The sequence below is a fragment of the Collinsella sp. AF33-16 genome (genome assembly GCF_003475325.1).
GTDB lineage: Bacteria > Actinomycetota > Coriobacteriia > Coriobacteriales > Coriobacteriaceae > Collinsella.
In genome coordinates this window covers 83,446-99,274 of sequence record NZ_QRQC01000005.1, presented here as the reverse complement: position 1 = coordinate 99,274, position 15,829 = coordinate 83,446, and the positions used below count along the sequence as shown (strand labels likewise).

General features: G+C 55.1%; 13 protein-coding genes. 3 read left to right on the top strand and 10 right to left on the bottom strand.

Translation table 11 applies throughout. The annotated features are described in order from the left end of the window. Positions 1-20: 20 nt before the first annotated feature. From DWZ52_RS03185 to DWZ52_RS03155, 7 genes are all read right to left on the bottom strand, one after another. On the bottom strand, positions 21-401 hold the full coding sequence (locus tag DWZ52_RS03185; protein ID WP_199579096.1) for a hypothetical protein: 381 nt from the start codon (positions 399-401) through the stop codon (positions 21-23). 132 nt (positions 402-533) lie between these two features. Continuing rightward, positions 534-1,484, bottom strand: coding sequence for an L-lactate dehydrogenase (locus DWZ52_RS03180; RefSeq protein ID WP_006234343.1), 951 nt, complete (start codon positions 1,482-1,484; stop codon positions 534-536). A 201-nt stretch (positions 1,485-1,685) separates the two neighbouring features. Beyond that, positions 1,686-2,849 (bottom strand): pyridoxal phosphate-dependent aminotransferase, encoded by a 1,164-nt coding sequence (locus DWZ52_RS03175; RefSeq protein ID WP_118384899.1) that lies wholly within the window; start codon positions 2,847-2,849, stop codon positions 1,686-1,688. A 117-nt stretch (positions 2,850-2,966) separates the two neighbouring features. After that, the gene (locus DWZ52_RS03170) at positions 2,967-4,967 is read right to left on the bottom strand and encodes an NAD(+) synthase (protein ID WP_117800373.1); all 2,001 of its coding nucleotides are present in this window, start codon (positions 4,965-4,967) and stop codon (positions 2,967-2,969) included. 312 nt (positions 4,968-5,279) lie between these two features. Continuing rightward, a complete protein-coding gene (locus DWZ52_RS03165) occupies positions 5,280-7,601 on the bottom strand; it encodes a radical SAM protein (protein WP_117735774.1) in 2,322 nt (773 codons plus the stop codon). A 7-nt stretch (positions 7,602-7,608) separates the two neighbouring features. After that, a complete protein-coding gene (locus DWZ52_RS03160; protein ID WP_082435530.1) occupies positions 7,609-8,793 on the bottom strand; it encodes an MFS transporter in 1,185 nt (394 codons plus the stop codon). Next, positions 8,771-9,052 (bottom strand): DUF2087 domain-containing protein, encoded by a 282-nt coding sequence (locus DWZ52_RS03155; protein ID WP_055251466.1) that lies wholly within the window; start codon positions 9,050-9,052, stop codon positions 8,771-8,773. Before DWZ52_RS03155 ends, DWZ52_RS03160 begins: the two co-directional genes overlap by 23 nt. A gap of 493 nt (positions 9,053-9,545) precedes the next feature. On the opposite strand from DWZ52_RS03155, the gene DWZ52_RS03145 reads away from it, so the two are divergent. Both DWZ52_RS03145 and DWZ52_RS03140 read left to right on the top strand, forming a co-directional pair. Then, positions 9,546-10,508: a hypothetical protein gene (locus DWZ52_RS03145; RefSeq protein ID WP_118384898.1), complete on the top strand. Its 963-nt coding sequence runs from the start codon at positions 9,546-9,548 to the stop codon at positions 10,506-10,508. A 140-nt stretch (positions 10,509-10,648) separates the two neighbouring features. After that, the gene (locus DWZ52_RS03140; protein ID WP_118384897.1) at positions 10,649-11,965 is read left to right on the top strand and encodes a hypothetical protein; all 1,317 of its coding nucleotides are present in this window, start codon (positions 10,649-10,651) and stop codon (positions 11,963-11,965) included. Positions 11,966-12,010: 45 nt separating this feature from the next. Here DWZ52_RS03140 and ettA read toward each other — a convergent pair whose 3' ends face one another. The 3 genes from ettA to DWZ52_RS03125 all read right to left on the bottom strand — a co-directional run bounded on the left by ettA (position 12,011) and on the right by DWZ52_RS03125 (position 14,850). After that, on the bottom strand, positions 12,011-13,690 hold the full coding sequence (ettA, locus tag DWZ52_RS03135; RefSeq protein ID WP_055251458.1) for an energy-dependent translational throttle protein EttA: 1,680 nt from the start codon (positions 13,688-13,690) through the stop codon (positions 12,011-12,013). A gap of 184 nt (positions 13,691-13,874) precedes the next feature. Further along, entirely contained in the window at positions 13,875-14,579 is a 705-nt protein-coding gene (locus tag DWZ52_RS03130; RefSeq protein ID WP_117779269.1) for an SdpI family protein, read from the bottom strand. Beyond that, positions 14,572-14,850, bottom strand: coding sequence for an autorepressor SdpR family transcription factor (locus DWZ52_RS03125; RefSeq protein ID WP_117635429.1), 279 nt, complete (start codon positions 14,848-14,850; stop codon positions 14,572-14,574). Before DWZ52_RS03125 ends, DWZ52_RS03130 begins: the two co-directional genes overlap by 8 nt. A 179-nt stretch (positions 14,851-15,029) precedes the next feature. Here DWZ52_RS03125 and DWZ52_RS03120 point away from each other — a divergent pair, with 179 nt between their 5' ends. After that, entirely contained in the window at positions 15,030-15,827 is a 798-nt protein-coding gene (locus DWZ52_RS03120; protein WP_117779268.1) for a ThiF family adenylyltransferase, read from the top strand. Positions 15,828-15,829: the final 2 nt, after the last annotated feature.

Genomic DNA, 15,829 nt, shown 5'->3' with positions numbered 1-15,829 from the left:
TTCGCAATATTCAGCGGTGCTCATGCGGGCAAATACTCACTAAACCCCGCCGGAAACCGGAACGCCATGGCTGCAAACTGCTCTGTCGCTACCACATCGCTCACGGCACGATAACCGCAAACGTGCACGCCACGGTAGCGAGGGCTTGCTGCCACGGCCTCCAACAAGGCCCTGCTCCCCTCCGGATCCCACAGGTCGCCAATCATGTCCCGGTAGCACTCGGCACGCAGCAGCTCGCGTACGTCTAGGCCCTGCCAGTTCGTCAGCTCCGCCATATCACCCGGCAAACGCAAATAGGACAGCCACGCAAAGACCAGGCTATCCACCGCACAGAACGGCTGCTCCTCAAACGAATCAAACGTCGTCTGGGCATAGGTCAAAAAATTAGAGGAATCCGACATGGCCCTCCCATCAACTATGGTGCATTGGGGTCAGGTTACTTTGCATCAAAAAGGCGCCCGGGCCGCGTGGACCCGGACGCCTTCATTGTAGCTTTTCGCTCTAGCGAGCTTGATTTAGCAGGAGAAGTCGATTTAGCAGGAGAAGTCGACGCTGTCGATGATGTCCTTGAGGGCCTTTGCAGAGGCGGTGAGCTCATGCTGCTCGTCATCGTTCAGCGGCACGGGGACGCGGCAGACAACGCCGTCGCGGCCAACGACGGTCGGCATGGAGATGGCAAGATCGGACAGGCCATACTCGCCCACCATGAGCGAGGAGACGGGCAGAACGGTCTGCTCGTCACGCATGACGGCGGTGCAGATGCGCTTGACGGCCATGGCGACGCCATAGTAGGTGGCGTGCTTCTTCTCGATGATGGTGTAGGCGGAGTTCTTGACGTCCTCGGCGATGCGCTTCTCGGCAGCCTCATGCTCCAGATGACCGTGAAGCTCGCAGAAGGTGTTCAGCGGAACGCCGGCAACCTGGGCGCTGGACCAAGCAACGAACTCGGAGTCGCCGTGCTCACCCATGACATAGGCCTGGACATCGCGCGGGTCGACCTCAACGTGGGCACCAAGCATCTGCTGCAGACGACCGGTGTCGAGCACGGTACCGGAGCCGATGACATGGCCCTCGGGCAGGCCGGACATCTTGATGGCGGCATAGGTCAGAACATCGACCGGGTTGGAGACGATGAGCAGAATGCCGTCGAAGCCGGACTTCTTAATCTCGGGGATAATGGACTTAAAGATGTTGACGTTCTTGTTGACCAGGTCCAAGCGGGTCTCACCGGGCTTCTGGGCAGCGCCAGCGGTGACGACGATCATGGCGGCGTCGGCGACATCGGAATAATCGCCGGCGTAGATCTTCATCGGCTCGGCAAACGTCATGCCGTGCGCGATATCCAGAGCCTCACCCTCGGCGCGGTTCTTGTCCACGTCGATGAGGACCATCTCGGAGAACAGACCGCTCTGCATCAGCGCGAACGCCGAAGACGAACCGACGAAACCGCAGCCGACAATAGCGACCTTCTTCTCGTTAACCATTAGAAACTCCCATCTCTCTCCACAAGCAAGCCGCCCGGGAACGACCCGAGCGGCTTGCCGTAATCCCAATACATCCAATCGGGACTTTGATTATGCTCCTATTCGCAGCCAAAAATCGACCGTTTACCGAAATTGTTTGCAGGATTCGTAAAATAACTGCACGAAATCGGTTTCGAGCTATTGACGAGGCGAAATAGCTTTCTAATACAGGCCCGCCTCGCGAATGGCCTCGACAGCCAAAGCAATCTGATCGGGCGGCAGGACCAGCGCCATGCGCACGTGTCCCTCGCCCGAAGGACCAAAGCTCGCGCCCGGCGTCACCACAACGCCGGCCTTCTCCATAAGCTCCTCGCAAAACGCCATGGAATCGGTGCGACCACCGGGAAGCTTGGCCCACACAAACATAGAGCCATGCGCGTTGGGACGCTCCCAGCCCAAGTTCTCAAGACCGTCGCACAGGGCATCACGGCGCTCCTGGTACTTCAGACGCTGCGCCTCGACCTCATCGCGCGGACCGCTCAAGCAGGCGATAGCAGCCTTCTGGATCGGGAAGAACATACCAAAGTCGATCTGGCCGCGCAGCTTGGCAAAGGCAGAGACCACGTCCTCGCGGCCGACCAAAAAGCCGATACGCGCACCGGTAACGTTAAACGACTTGGAAAGCGAGAAGAACTCCACGCCCACCTCAAGCGCACCAGGATACTGCAAGAAGCTTCCGCCCGGCTCGCCGTCGAACACGATGTCGGAGTACGCGTTGTCATGGACGATGAGCAGGTCGTGCTCGCGGGCGAAAGCGATGATCTCCTCGTAGACCTCGGGCGTGCCCACCGAGCCAACCGGGTTCGCGGGCAACGACACGATCATATACTTGGCACGATCGGCCACCTCGGGATCGATGCCCGCCACATAGGGCAGGTAATTATGCTCGGCGACCAACGGATAGTACTCGAGCTTGGCATCGGCAATCTTGGCGCCCGCCTCAAAGACCGGGTAGCACGGATCGGGAACCAAAATGGTGTCACCCGGATCGAGCAGGGCCAGGCCCAAATGGCCCACGCCCTCCTGCGTGCCGTTGCACGACTGCACCATAGACGGCGTAATGCCCGAAACGCCAAAGCGGCGCTCATAGTAATCGCACACGGCTTGCTTGAGTTCGGGCAGGTCGCGCAGGGCATACTTCCACATCTCGGGGTCCTGGGCCGCTTGCGTGAGCGCCTCGACCACGTGGTCGTACGGCTTAAAGTCGGGCGTGCCCACGCTCATGTTGTAAATGGTCTTGCCCTGAGCCTTCAGCGCAAGCAGTTTGTTGTTGAGCGAGGCGAAGACCTCCGCGCCAAAGCGGTCGAGACGCTGCGATGCCTGCATGGTGCCACCTTCCGATATAAAAAAGCGGCGCTCCGACAAGAGCGCCGCGCGATACGGGCCATCAGATTGCAAAAGTGTAACGCTTGCAACCCCCGTATTGGTTCAATTTAGCCAACCTTAGTCAACTGGATTGAGCGCGTCGATCTGCGCAAGCCACAGACGCGAGCTGGCGTCACTCGGCATACGCCAATCGCCGCGCGGGCTGAGCGTCACCGAACCAACCTTGGGGCCATCGGGCAGGCAGCTGCGCTTAAACTGCTGGGCAAAGAAGCGACGATAGAACGTACGCAGCCACGCGTGGACGGTCTTGGCGTCGTAGACACCCTCGAAACTCTTGAGCGCCATGCGGTAGATCTTGCCCGGCTCAAAGCCAAAACGCAGCAAGTAGTAGAGGAAGTAGTCGTGCAACTCGTACGGGCCCACCAAATCCTCAGTCTTCTGCGCAATCTCGCCGTCGCCCGTGGGCGGCAGAAGCTCGGGGGACACCGGCGTGTCGAGGATATCGAGCAAAACCTCGGCAATACGCCCGCCAAAGACATCAGCCGCATAACGCACCAAGTGACGCACGAGTGTCTTGGGCACGCTCGCGTTGACGGCGTACATGCTCATGTGGTCGCCGTTATAGGTAGCCCAGCCGAGTGCCAACTCCGACAGGTCACCCGTGCCGATGACAAAACCGCCAGCCTGGTTGGCCAGATCCATCAGAATCTGCGTACGCTCGCGGGCCTGGCTGTTCTCGTAGGTCACGTCCTGCACGGTCGGATCGTGCTCAATGTCCTTGAAGTGCTGCTCCACAGCCGCGTGGATCGAAACCTCGCGGAAGCTCACGCCCAGGTCGCGCGCGAGCGACTCGGCGTTGGACTTAGTGCGATGCGTCGTGCCAAAGCCGGGCATGGACACGGCAGTGATGCCCGTGCGCGGCAGCCCCAGCGCATCGAAGGCACGCACGGTCACGAGTAGCGCCAGTGTGGAATCGAGGCCGCCGGAAAGGCCGATGACGGCAGCCTTGGTACCCGTATGGGCAAGGCGGGTCTTGAGGCCCGCAGTCTGCAGATTGAGAATAGTCTCGCAACGCTCGGCCAGATCACCGTGGTCGGCCGGCACAAAAGGCGCGCGAGGGAAAACGCGGTCGATATCGCAGGCATCGCGCAGGACAGGCTCTTTGGCCAGCACGCCCTCAAAAGAAAACTCAACGGTCGTGGCCTCCGGCGCATCGTCCGCGCGCGCCCACGTCGTCGAGCGACGGCGCTCGGCAACCAGGCGGTCAAGATCGACATCGGCGATGGCCATATCGCAGGTAAGCAGTTTGGTCGCGGCGAGCTTGGAGCCGTTTTCGTAGACGAGGTTCTCGCCCGCAAAGACCATATCGGTCGTGGACTCACCCTCGCTCGCGTCCGCGTAGGCATAGGCGCAGTACAGGCGTGCACTTTGGTTAGAGATAAGGCTGCGGCGGTAATCCGCTTTGCCGATGATCTCGTCCGAGGCCGACGGGTTGAGAATCACCGTCGCACCGGCAAGCGCCATCTCGGTCGAAGGAGGCGCCGGCACCCACAGGTCCTCGCAGACCTCAACGCCCAGCACCAGGTCCTCGGCGCCCTCATCACAGCAACGGTAGACAAGCCCCGAGCCCAACGGGACCGGACCCTGACCGGCAAATTCAAGCCAAACGGGATCGGTAGGTGCCGGAGCAAACCAACGGCGCTCATAGAACTCGCCATAGTTGGGCAAATACTTCTTGGCCGTGAGGCCCAAAAGCTCGCCCGCGCAGCACACAGCGACGCAGTTGTAGATATTCTCGGCAACCGCAACGGGAAGACCAATGGTAAAGACAATCGGCAGCTCACGAGTCTCGTCGAGGATATGCACCAGAGCAGCCTCGCAGGCATGCAGCAGTGTGCGGTTATGGAACAGATCGGCCGCGGTATAGCCGGTCAGGTTAAGCTCGGGCAGCACCAGCGCGCGAACGCCACGCTCGGCAGCCTCACGCACGGCAGCCAACGCCACCTCGGCATTGCCCTCGACATCGGCCACGCGAATCCGCGGCGACGCCGCCGCCACACGCAAAAAGCCGTCGTTCTTATTAGCCGAAACGCAGCATTGCCTTGTTGATCTGGACACTGGAGGCCCCTTCTACCCTGAGATTCAGTCTAACGGACGTTCACATATCTCTAACTAGCCAAAGCAACCTCCCAGTTTACTGAGACGCCAACCTGTGCTAAGAGCATGTATTCCAAAAATATCTTTAATTAAAAAAGGAGAAATCGATAATCGACTTCTCCTTTAAGCGAGGCAAGTAAATTCCGAAACTAATGGCAGAATTTATCCATGTAGTCCTCAAAGTCGAACACTTCTACCACGACGCCCTCTTCCTGAGACTCTTTCAGTTGCTCCAAGAGATCTTTGTTAATAACGTCCATGCAGAAACCTCCTCTATCTAATCAATTGTAGTATATCTGCTTTCATGCAATTATCAACCAACTTGTTTAATTGCTCCTCGTTTGCCGATAGTCCCTCTTTTTTCAAAATGTCGCGCAGCTCGTTCTTAGTAATCGGCTTTTCAAACAACGAAAGCAAAGCGAACGAATAATCATTAACCGCACACATTCTATGGGTGGCACAACTCAGCAGTACTCTTAACCCCTCTTTTGAGCGTCCGACTTCTTTAACAAACGAACTTTTAACCAATTGAAAACCATTATCGTGCATTACATAATCGGCATCGATATTTGTATTCAGCAATCCATAATGCAACAGTTCTTCTATCGCCCTTGTCAGCTCGAGGTCGCCCTGATCAAGAATAAGAGAAATGCTACAATCGGCCTCCAATAAACGGGCCAACTTAAGGTATACCAACTGGGAAACAGCATAGACATGATGGTATTCAGAATTATAGAAGTAGGCAAATGGCTCAACGAGCACGACAGAGGTCTTGGAATCCAGCCAGATTCGATCAGCTGGATTTAGACTAGTTAGCCGTCGCTTTACTTTGGTCAAATGTCCCTTATACCTGACAGCGTGAATAGAATCTAGGATCCAGGTCACCTCTGAAATATGAAGCCGCTGGGGCAAGTCAATTGTGTCACTACCGTTTATGACCTCTTGCATATAAAAATCAATATGATGCTCATCAGATAAGGATTTTGCTTCATTTAAAGTTAAACCAGTGCCTGAAACATAATCCACTTCGAGGCGCAAATCCTCATATTGGGACTTCGGCATTACAGAGACACCATACTTATCGGGATGATTCCAAACATCCGACCCCATAACGAGACCAAAATTCGTAAATCCTCTCGTGGAATATGGAACACCACATACCTGTTTTGAATAATTCAAAACATTCTCTGTATAAGCTAAGGTGTTCAGAGCCTCTTCTTTAGTTTCGGTCGGAAAGCCAATCATAAAAAATAGATGAACAGGAATACCCGCATTGAGACAATCATGGATATTGCGATCAATCCAATCAACTCTCGTGTTCTTCTTCATTAGATCAAGAACTCTTTGGTTGTATGACTCGAGGCCAAACTGAATCTGCCTACATCCACTTTGGTATATCTTGTTAAAAACGTCTGTACTTAGGGTTGGAGAGAACCTCGTTTCTCCATGCCAGAAAAACGTTTTTCCCGATGCGTTTATTTCATCCGCGAGTTGCTCCATTCTTTTGCCTTCGAATGTTTCATCCACAAAAGAGAAAACTCTCGTGCCGTATTTTTCATTTAACCGACACATTATTTCAAATACTCTCGATATAGGCATCTTTCGGTAACAACCACCGGTAGCACCGGGAATGGTGCAGAAGGCGCAATGATTAAAACACTGCCTAGAGGAATAAACCGGCAATATTAGCTCAGGCATGAAGTATTTAGAAAGGGCGAAGCCATCGAAATCGGGAACTGTATCGTTGATAAATGTTTGCTCAATCCGATGGTTTTTATATATCTTTCCACCTTTAGCATGGCAAAGGTTTGGAACACAGTCGAGATTGTCATCACCAGAGTCAAGAGCCTCAAGAAGACGTGCAAGCGGCTCTTCGCCGTCATACATCATTATCGAATCAATGTATTCAAAAAAGGGATGCCATTCTTTCATGCAGTCATCTGCTAAACGAGTAATGTAATTGCCGCCCAATGAGACGTGTTTAACAGATGGACATTCTTCTTTAATCAGTTTCGCTAACGTAACTGCAGAAATCAATTGGAAACAGCCGCTCACCGAAATCCCAATAAACTCGATTTTTTCCCTCTGAATACGCTTAAGAAAGGCAGTTTCATAGAAGGAAATAAACGGATTATGCAAGGTATCCGCAAGCGATTTCATTATTTCTGGTGTCGAATAATAATCATAGGGCAGATCTATGGAGTTGAACGTGTATTTAACTCCATATGAGACGTGATTTATGATATAGAGTGCATTTCTAAAAATGTTTTCAGCATATTGTCTTTCTTTTAGATTAAAGTATCTCTTCGATCTGAAAATATCTTTTGCCTCGTCAACATTAAGTGCCGACTTTTGTATCAACTCGATTGTTAATTGAACATTCGAACTAAACGAATCCTTTGATTCCCGATACCTTTTACAGCACTCTTCGACATGTCTAAAAGATAGGAGGTCATCGTAAAATTCCACGTTTAAGTCAACAATGTCAACTTTGTATTGTTCAACCTCTTGAAGATATGACTTCAAAACAGGCAAGGCAAGATACGGCCCCACTGGACTCCATCCTGGGGGAAATACTAAAAGCGTTTTAGGCATATCAACGTCACATCTTTCGCAAATAATTCAATTGAAACACAACTACCATCATAATTGAAAATACACCAAGTCCTGTAACGAGAATTGAGAACATCGCGATGCTCGTGAACAGGGAAACAAGAAGTGTTGAAATAACAACAGCAACCGATTGCAAAGACTCCCTAATTGAAAACAGGCTTATCGATTCAGATCCGTCTCTCGCCAAATCCTGCAGCGATGTTATGAGAAGCACATCTTGAATGGCGTTTCCGGCACCGACGATAAAAAGGAAAATAAACGATATCCCAGACGCATAGCGATAGCCAAACGCCAGATACGCACCGAGCGCAAGATACGTCACAAAACAATATGATTTAACGCAATCGGAACCACTGATTAAACGACCGTATATTGTATTTCCGAACAACAGTCCGATTGTAAGACTACTCTGAAGGAATCCATATTGTATCGATGACGAGTCAAATTGCAATTGCGCTATAGCTGGCAAAAGAGAATTCAGAGAGCCGAATGCCACGCCACTAGAAATATCGATTAATAGGAAACCAATTGCCAAGTGCTTCGCGCTAAGATCACTAAATGCAGTCCTGTTTTTTTCATTTTTGCTTATTCCCTCTTTATCATTAACCTCGATAACCGACGGAACATCTCGCAGCAACCAGAACGACGCGGCAAAAGAAAGCGCGTCTAATGCAAGAACAGCCTCCGCCCCAAATTGAGCGACAACAAAACCGCCGGCAACTGGCCCCAGGACCATCATCAAATTCTGCAGGAACCCAAACGAATTATTAATTACGTCGCGATTGATACTATTCGTATTGGCTCTTAACAACGAGTAAAAGCAGGGCATTTCTACCGTTCGGCAAAGCGATACCGCGCACGTAATAGCAAACATACTCCATTTACTATCAACAAAAATATAGCAAACGAATAATCCCGCGCGAATTAAGTCTGCCAATCTCATGGCCTGCAGTGTCCCGATACCCATCTTCTGAGGCAGCTGCGCGAGCGCAACTGAAAACAGAGAGGGGGCAAATCTGCAGCAGACCATCAAAGCAGTTGCAGAAACATCGTGAGTTACCTCGTAAATCAGCATTGGCAAAGCAATATTCGCACACCAATTGCCTATTTCGCTTATCCCTCTAGCAATATATAGGACCCGAACCGGACGGCTAGCTCTCAATACCGTGAACATCACGATTAACCTCGTATTTCAGGCCTCGTTCATCCCTTAATAGGAATCCATAATCAACCAAGTACCGCCTCAACACGGCATAATCAGGATAGAGCTGTGACAGCACACGATTAACCTGAAGCTCCGTATAACTTGTATTTAATTCAAAGAAAGAGACGGCCCATAGCAGCATGATTCTTTTATAGCTTTCCTTTTTTGGAATTGAAACCAGCTCGCCATTCTTGAGAAATCGTTTTTTAAAGTCTATTAGCTCATCCATTCACATCCTCCATTTCATACGCATCTAATACTAAAAATGCATACGCTTTAGGTCATCGCATTCAGCTTCTTTATTCGAACTAAACTCGAACTAATCTAAATTATTTGCTCAGACACTCTTCGAAAGCTCGTTTTTCACTCTGAGTAAAATGCCCTTCCCAGTCAGTCCACGAACAGGAAGGCAACTCACAACGAGCGGAGTCGAAGCCCTCTGCCGTCGGTCGCTCAAAATGCACGATAACCTTTTCGATATCGCCATCTGTAATCAGGTCAGAATGAATGACCTCGGTACCATCTTCGAATGTCATATACGGGTACATCACGTAAACCACCTCGCAATAGTAAATCCAGTTTAGCATCAAGCTATTGCACCAAAGACAGCAGGCCCCCTTGATGAGTTGATGGTATCTGTTAAATGTCACGCACGATTCACATCTGGTGGGTACCCTGATGGCTACACGAAACGAAGCAGATTTACACCGGGAGGACCCCGTATGACAACCAAGTACACCGACGCGCCGCGTACACGCGTCATGACTCCCGCCGCACTGAACAACGGCGTTCACGAAAACCATTCCATCGGCCAGACCATGGCCATCGCGCCCAAAAAGGGCCTGTTCGACGACATTTCCATTCCCCAGATCATCGCCGGCGCCGCAGCTGCCGCCACGAGCGTGGCGCTTGCTTCAAAGATCGGCATTGCCGGCTCGGTGATTGGTGCCGCTGTGAGCTCAGTCATCACTGTTGTGTCTTCGCAGGTCTATCGCCACTTTATCTCCGCCAGCGCCGAAGCAATCAAGGGCACGCATGCCGCTGTCGACTACCCTACCGGCGCCTACGAGCCCGTTGAGCCCAATGTCGAGGAGCACCTAGGTGGCGCCGCAACCACGCAGGAGATGCGCCAGGTTGCGGGACGCGCGACCACGGCGCGCGTCGCTCCCAACAGCCTGCGCGCCAAGGCGGCGGCTGAGCGCAGCCAGACGCAAAAGAAGGTCATCGTCTTCTCGATCGCTATCGCCATCGTCGCGGTCATCGCCTGCGCCGGCGCCATCCTTATCACCACTGCCGGTGAGGGCCTGGGCGAGCGTCCCGAGCCGATCCTTTCGTCGCGCACGACCGAGAGCGATGCAAATGGCAACACCCAGTCGCAGAATCAGCAGGCACAGACGGACGATACGCAAGACAGTTCTACCTCTGCCAATTCGTCCTCGAACACCCAAAACCAATCGCAGGGCACCGATTCCTCTACGGCCAACAGCAGCACGCCGTCCGGCACGACCGACTCAAGCCAAACGACTGACGGTTCGCAGCCGAGCACGGGCGGCCAAACGAGCGACAGCACTTCGGGAACGGGCACAGCAGACAGCAGCAACACCAACAGCTCGAACAGCTCGAGCGGAACCGCGTCCGGCACGGCATCCGACAACTCGAGCCAAGGCACGGCATCGGGCAACTAAGCACATTTGCCTCTCATAGATAACCGACCTGTATAACGGGCGCGAATCGACAGCGGTTCGCGCCCGTTTGCCTTGGGCGCCGCCATGGCGAACGCCATGCGATGGTAAGATGCTTTACATGTGTAAAGAGGAGATTTGCCATGAGCAAGACAATAGTTAGGCCCACGCTTTCGCTGGGCAACCACATCTATCTGTATCGCCTGCTACGCGATGCGATTGGATGCGGCAAGCAAACGTTTATGACGCAGGTCGAGGAAGCGCTCGCCGCAGGCGACATGACTGCTTATGACCTGGGCTTCGAGTCCACGCGCGAGTTGCTCGAGGAACTCGACGACTGCATTAAGCTGACTGTCTTTAAGGGCGGTCGTCTGTATGCCACGGTCATCGCCAACGAGGCCTGGGACGCCGCCCTTGCCAAGGGAGACGACAAGCCCAAAGCCGCTAAGGGCGCCAAGCAGTCCTACAAAAAGAAAAAGCGCGGTGAGAAGGACCTCAAGGCCGTGCGCCCCAAGCGCGTTAAGCGTCCCGAACCAGAAGCCGCGATTGAAGCTGTGCCGGAATCCGAGCCCGAGGCAGAGATCGAAGTCGCTATTGAGGTAATAGCAGAAGCCGAAACCGAAATCGCCGCCACGACCGATCCCGAAGTTATGTCAGAACAGGAAGCCGCTGCGGAGCTCAACGAGGCTCCCAAGTCGACAACCGAAGAAGTCGCTGACCAATCCGAGACGCCTGCGTTCCAAAACAGCGACGTCTTTGGCGACGAGGCCGAGGACGATCAGTCTGACGAACCCGCCGATCAAGATGTTACCGAGTCGGCGCCGGAGCCCGAGACACCGCAGCCCGCCATCTCGCTCACGGTCGTCTATGACCCCGAGAACGCCAACGCCGGCATCACCACCATGGCATCCACGCCCATCGAGGCAAAGTCGAGCGTCGAGAATGAGAGCGCGACGCAGGTTGAGCTCGACACCGCGACCGCAGACGCACCCGCTATCGTCGAGACTGCAGATTCCGCGGCGATGCCGAAAGTGGGCATCGAATCAGTACTCGGCACCGAACCCGTGCCCGTCGTCGAGGTGACGCCCGTCAATGAGCAGGCCTTCGCACCGGCGATGGTACCGGCCCCGCACCCGCAGCACCGACCATCCCCGAGGACTTCCCCGTCGATTTCGCAACTGAGGTCTTCTGCCCCGGCCCGCTTCTGCACCAGCTGTCGACCTATCTCCCCTACGGCGCCGACACGCTCGGCATCGTCGGCGAGTACTACTGGATCGCCCGCGAACGCGGCACCCTCGAGGCCGCGCGAAACCGCGCAAGCTTCCCCCTGCGCTACACGCAGGCCGGCAAGCGCCACGAAGTCACCGTGCGCATCCGCCGCAACACCACTGGCGGTCTCGGAGCCGCCTGGACCATCGACAAGGTTGAATCTTCTACCGAGTAGCAAAAAGGGACGATAACCTTGAGGGTTATCGTCCCTTTCTCGTTAGGTCACCTGAGCTCGATTAATCGCGCGTGAGCTTGCGGTGAATACGATGCGGCTGGGCTGCGTCCTCGCCCAGGCGCTCGATGCGGTTGGCCTGGTAGGCCTCAAAGTTGCCCTCGAACCAATACCAGTTGCCCGGATTCTCGTCGGTGCCCTCCCACGCCAGAATGTGCGTGGCGACGCGGTCCAGGAACATACGGTCGTGGCTGATGACCACCGAGCAGCCCGGGAACTCGAGCAGCGCCGCTTCAAGCGAGGACAGCGTCTCGACGTCGAGGTCGTTCGTGGGCTCGTCGAGGAGCAGCAGGTTGCCGCCCTGCTTGAGCGTAAGCGCCAAGTTCAGACGGTTGCGCTCGCCACCGGAGAGTACGCCAGCGCGCTTCTGCTGGTCCTGGCCCTTAAAGCCAAAGCTCGCCACATAAGCGCGGCTCGGAACCTCGGTCTCGCCGACCATCATGTGGTCCAGGCCATCCGAGACGACCTCCCACAGGTTCTTGTCGGGGTCGATGCCGGAACGGTTCTGGTCGACGTAAGAAATCTTGACGGTCTCGCCCACCTCGAGCTCGCCCGAAGTCAGCGGCTCCAGGCCCACAATCGTCTTGAACAGCGTGGTCTTACCGACACCGTTGGGGCCGATAACGCCCACAATGCCGTTGCGCGGCAGGGTGAACGAAAGGTCATCGATGAGCACGCGGCCATCGAACTCCTTGTGCAGGTGATGGGCCTCGAGCACCTTGTTGCCCAGACGCGGGCCCACAGGGATGCGGATGTCGGTCCAGTCGAGCTTCTGGCTTGCGCGGGCCTCGGCCTCCATCTCCTCGTAGCGAGCCAGACGGGCCTTGTTCTTGGCCTGGCGAGCCTTGGGCGAGCTGCGTACCCACTCGAGCTCGGCCTCCATGCGCTTGGCGAGCTTGGCGTCACGGTTGCCCTGGGCCTCGATACGCGCGGCCTTGGTCTCCAGATACGTGGAGTAATTGCCCTTGTAGGGATAAAGGTGACCGCGGTCGACCTCGCAGATCCACTCGGCAACGTTATCCAGGAAGTAGCGATCGTGTGTGACGGCAAGCACCGCGCCCTGGTAGTTGTGCAGGAAGTGCTCGAGCCACAGGATCGACTCGGCGTCCAGGTGGTTCGTGGGCTCGTCGAGCAGCAGCAGGTCGGGAGCCTCGAGCAGCAGCTTGCACAGGGCCACGCGACGGCGCTCGCCGCCAGAGAGCACGTTGACCGGCATGTCGGAATCGGGCAGCTGCAGGGCGTCCATGGCCTGGCCGAGCTTGGAATCGATATCCCAGCCGTCGGCGGCATCGATCTCGTCCTGGAGCTTGCCCATCTCGGCCATAAGGGCGTCCATGTCGCAATCCGGGTCGCACATCTCCTCGCCGATCTTATTGAAGCGATCGACCTTGGCGATCATATCGCCAAACGCCATGCGCACGTTCTCGATGACAGTCTTGTCGTCGTCGAGCGGCGGCTCCTGCTGCAGGATACCCACGGTGTAGCCGGGGGTGAGCCTGGCATCGCCGTTGGAGACCTCCTCAATGCCGGCCATGATCTTGAGCAGGGTCGACTTGCCCATGCCGTTGGGACCCACGACGCCGATCTTGGCACCGGGGTAGAAGCTCAGGGTCACGTCGTCAAGGATTACCTTGTCGCCATGGGCCTTGCGAGCCTGATACATCTGGTAGATAAACTCCGCCATTTGCCTGTTTTATCCTTTCTACCTGCTGTTTCCCTATTCTTGATTCGCTTTAGTGGAAACGAAATGAGAAAACCAGCTCTGAAACTTAACGAAAAAGGGGCATGGTTGCCCACACCCCCTAATACTACCTGGGAAAAGTCCCCCGGAACATACTATGAACTGCGTACGCTAGTTTTCCGCAACCTTAGCGAACGGCTCGCTGCGATTTACGCCACAGCAGATACGAATAGGCGTAGGCAGCTCCGGCCGAACCAAACGCCAGAGCCGCAATCACCGCGGCGACGACTTCACTCGAAAGCACGCTGCCCGCCACGCCCATCACAATCAGGCCAACACCCAGCACCATAAAGCAGGCACCGCCAAAACGCTGCGTACGGCGCCAGTTCTCGGGATCGGCAAGCGCCCAGGGCGTCTTGATACCGAGCGTGTAGTTCTGCTTTACGCGCGGTAAGTAGTTGCCTACGCCGATGAACAGCAAACCGACAGCACCGGAAATCAGCACGTTGACCGAACCGACCGCCGGCACCACGCCCCAGACCGTAAGCTCTCCCAGCCAGCTTATGGCGCACATGAACAAGGTGAAGGCAATTACGAAGCCCTGATAGAACTTACCCGAGGTTCGATATGCCTCACCTTTGGGATCGATGCGCGGCACCACGCAGAACATTGCGAGAAGCGCCAGAGGCAGCACGCCGAGCGCGGAGGCCATCCAGCTAGGACCCCAACCGTCGACAGCGCCGTTCGCGCCCCAGTGCGTGGGAATCTGCGCAGGCAAGCTCGGCATCACCATGAGGTGCGCTACGACATTGGCGACGCACAGAGCGACCAGCGCAATCCACACGCGCGACGATACCCCTGTGGGGTGAATGCCCTTGTTTTCGTTATTCATCCTTATCACCTTCATTGTTTGTAAAACCCATAAACCAGCCAATTAAATCCTGCATGACGGTGGTGTTTAAGCTGTATACGATGTTTTGGCCATGGCGCTCGTCGGTCACCAACCCGGCGTTTTTAAGCGTCGCCAAGTGATGGCTCAGCGACGGCTTACTGATATCGAAATGCTTGGCAAGCTCCCCCGCCGTGCAATTGCCCTCGCGCAGCAGTTCCAAAATGCGCCGCCGCGTAGGATCGGCCAGCGCCTTAAAACCCTCTCCCGGCATAAGACCTCCTCTCAGCACCCCTCATGACGCGCACACTATACTCGATATTTAGATGTTTGTCTAACTATCTAATCGAAATGCTTCAAACCACATCAAAGCAAGCGCCATCGCAACCTATGGGCGATTACCTATAATGGCGATAGCCAAAACACGATTTGCTTCCCCATCGGAGGATGTCTATGACCGAAACCACAGCCGCAACTCCCAACGAGACACGCGACACCAAGCTCGAGATCATCATGGGCCGCGAGGCACTCGACAAGCTCGCCAACGCCACGGTGCTGATACTCGGCTGTGGAGGCGTGGGCTCCAACTGCTGCGAGGCACTTGCCCGCGGCGGCATCGGTCATTTTGTGATTCTGGACAAGGATATCGTCGCGCCCAGCAATATCAATCGACAGGCCATCGCCTTTCATAGCACCATCGGCAAGCGCAAGGTGGACGTGATGGAAGCCATGATCAACGACATCAATCCCGCTGCCACCGTTATCAAGCGCACCGAATACCTGCTGAGCGACAACATCGATGATTTCTTCGCGAGCGTTTTGGAGCAGACGGGTGGCAAGCTCGACTACGTCGTCGACGCCATCGACACCATCTCGGCCAAGCTCACCATTGCCAAATATGCTCAGGACCACGACATCCGTTTGGTCAGTTCCATGGGCGGGGCCAACAAGCTCCATCCCGAGTGCCTCCGCTTTGCCGACATCTTCGATACGGTACGTGACCCCATGAGCCGCATTATGCGCAAAGAATGTAAGAAGCGCGGAATCAAGAGCCTGCACGTGCTGTTTAGCTGCGAGGAATCGGTTAAAACCCAACCCCGCGACCCTTCCAACATCCACGAGCGCACCGAGCTGGGAACTGCCAGTTTTATGCCGCCCATCATGGGTCAGATGATTGCCGGCGAGGTTATCCGCCAGATCAGCGGGCGCGGGTGCGAGCGCGTGCGCGCCGATGGCCAGCGCTTGGACTAGCA

What these genes read in the sequence shown, in the direction of transcription:
- DWZ52_RS03185 (WP_199579096.1), bottom strand. Translation starts at nt 401, where the DNA reads ATGTCGGATTCCTCTAATTTTTTGACCTATGCCCAGACGACGTTTGAT.
- DWZ52_RS03180 (WP_006234343.1), bottom strand. Translation starts at nt 1,484, where the DNA reads ATGGTTAACGAGAAGAAGGTCGCTATTGTCGGCTGCGGTTTCGTCGGT.
- DWZ52_RS03175 (WP_118384899.1), bottom strand. Translation starts at nt 2,849, where the DNA reads ATGCAGGCATCGCAGCGTCTCGACCGCTTTGGCGCGGAGGTCTTCGCC.
- DWZ52_RS03165 (WP_117735774.1), bottom strand. Translation starts at nt 7,601, where the DNA reads ATGCCTAAAACGCTTTTAGTATTTCCCCCAGGATGGAGTCCAGTGGGG.
- DWZ52_RS03160 (WP_082435530.1), bottom strand. Translation starts at nt 8,793, where the DNA reads ATGTTCACGGTATTGAGAGCTAGCCGTCCGGTTCGGGTCCTATATATT.
- DWZ52_RS03155 (WP_055251466.1), bottom strand. Translation starts at nt 9,052, where the DNA reads ATGGATGAGCTAATAGACTTTAAAAAACGATTTCTCAAGAATGGCGAG.
- DWZ52_RS03145 (WP_118384898.1), top strand. Translation starts at nt 9,546, where the DNA reads ATGACAACCAAGTACACCGACGCGCCGCGTACACGCGTCATGACTCCC.
- DWZ52_RS03140 (WP_118384897.1), top strand. Translation starts at nt 10,649, where the DNA reads ATGAGCAAGACAATAGTTAGGCCCACGCTTTCGCTGGGCAACCACATC.
- ettA (WP_055251458.1), bottom strand. Translation starts at nt 13,690, where the DNA reads ATGGCGGAGTTTATCTACCAGATGTATCAGGCTCGCAAGGCCCATGGC.
- DWZ52_RS03130 (WP_117779269.1), bottom strand. Translation starts at nt 14,579, where the DNA reads ATGAATAACGAAAACAAGGGCATTCACCCCACAGGGGTATCGTCGCGC.
- DWZ52_RS03125 (WP_117635429.1), bottom strand. Translation starts at nt 14,850, where the DNA reads ATGCCGGGAGAGGGTTTTAAGGCGCTGGCCGATCCTACGCGGCGGCGC.
- DWZ52_RS03120 (WP_117779268.1), top strand. Translation starts at nt 15,030, where the DNA reads ATGACCGAAACCACAGCCGCAACTCCCAACGAGACACGCGACACCAAG.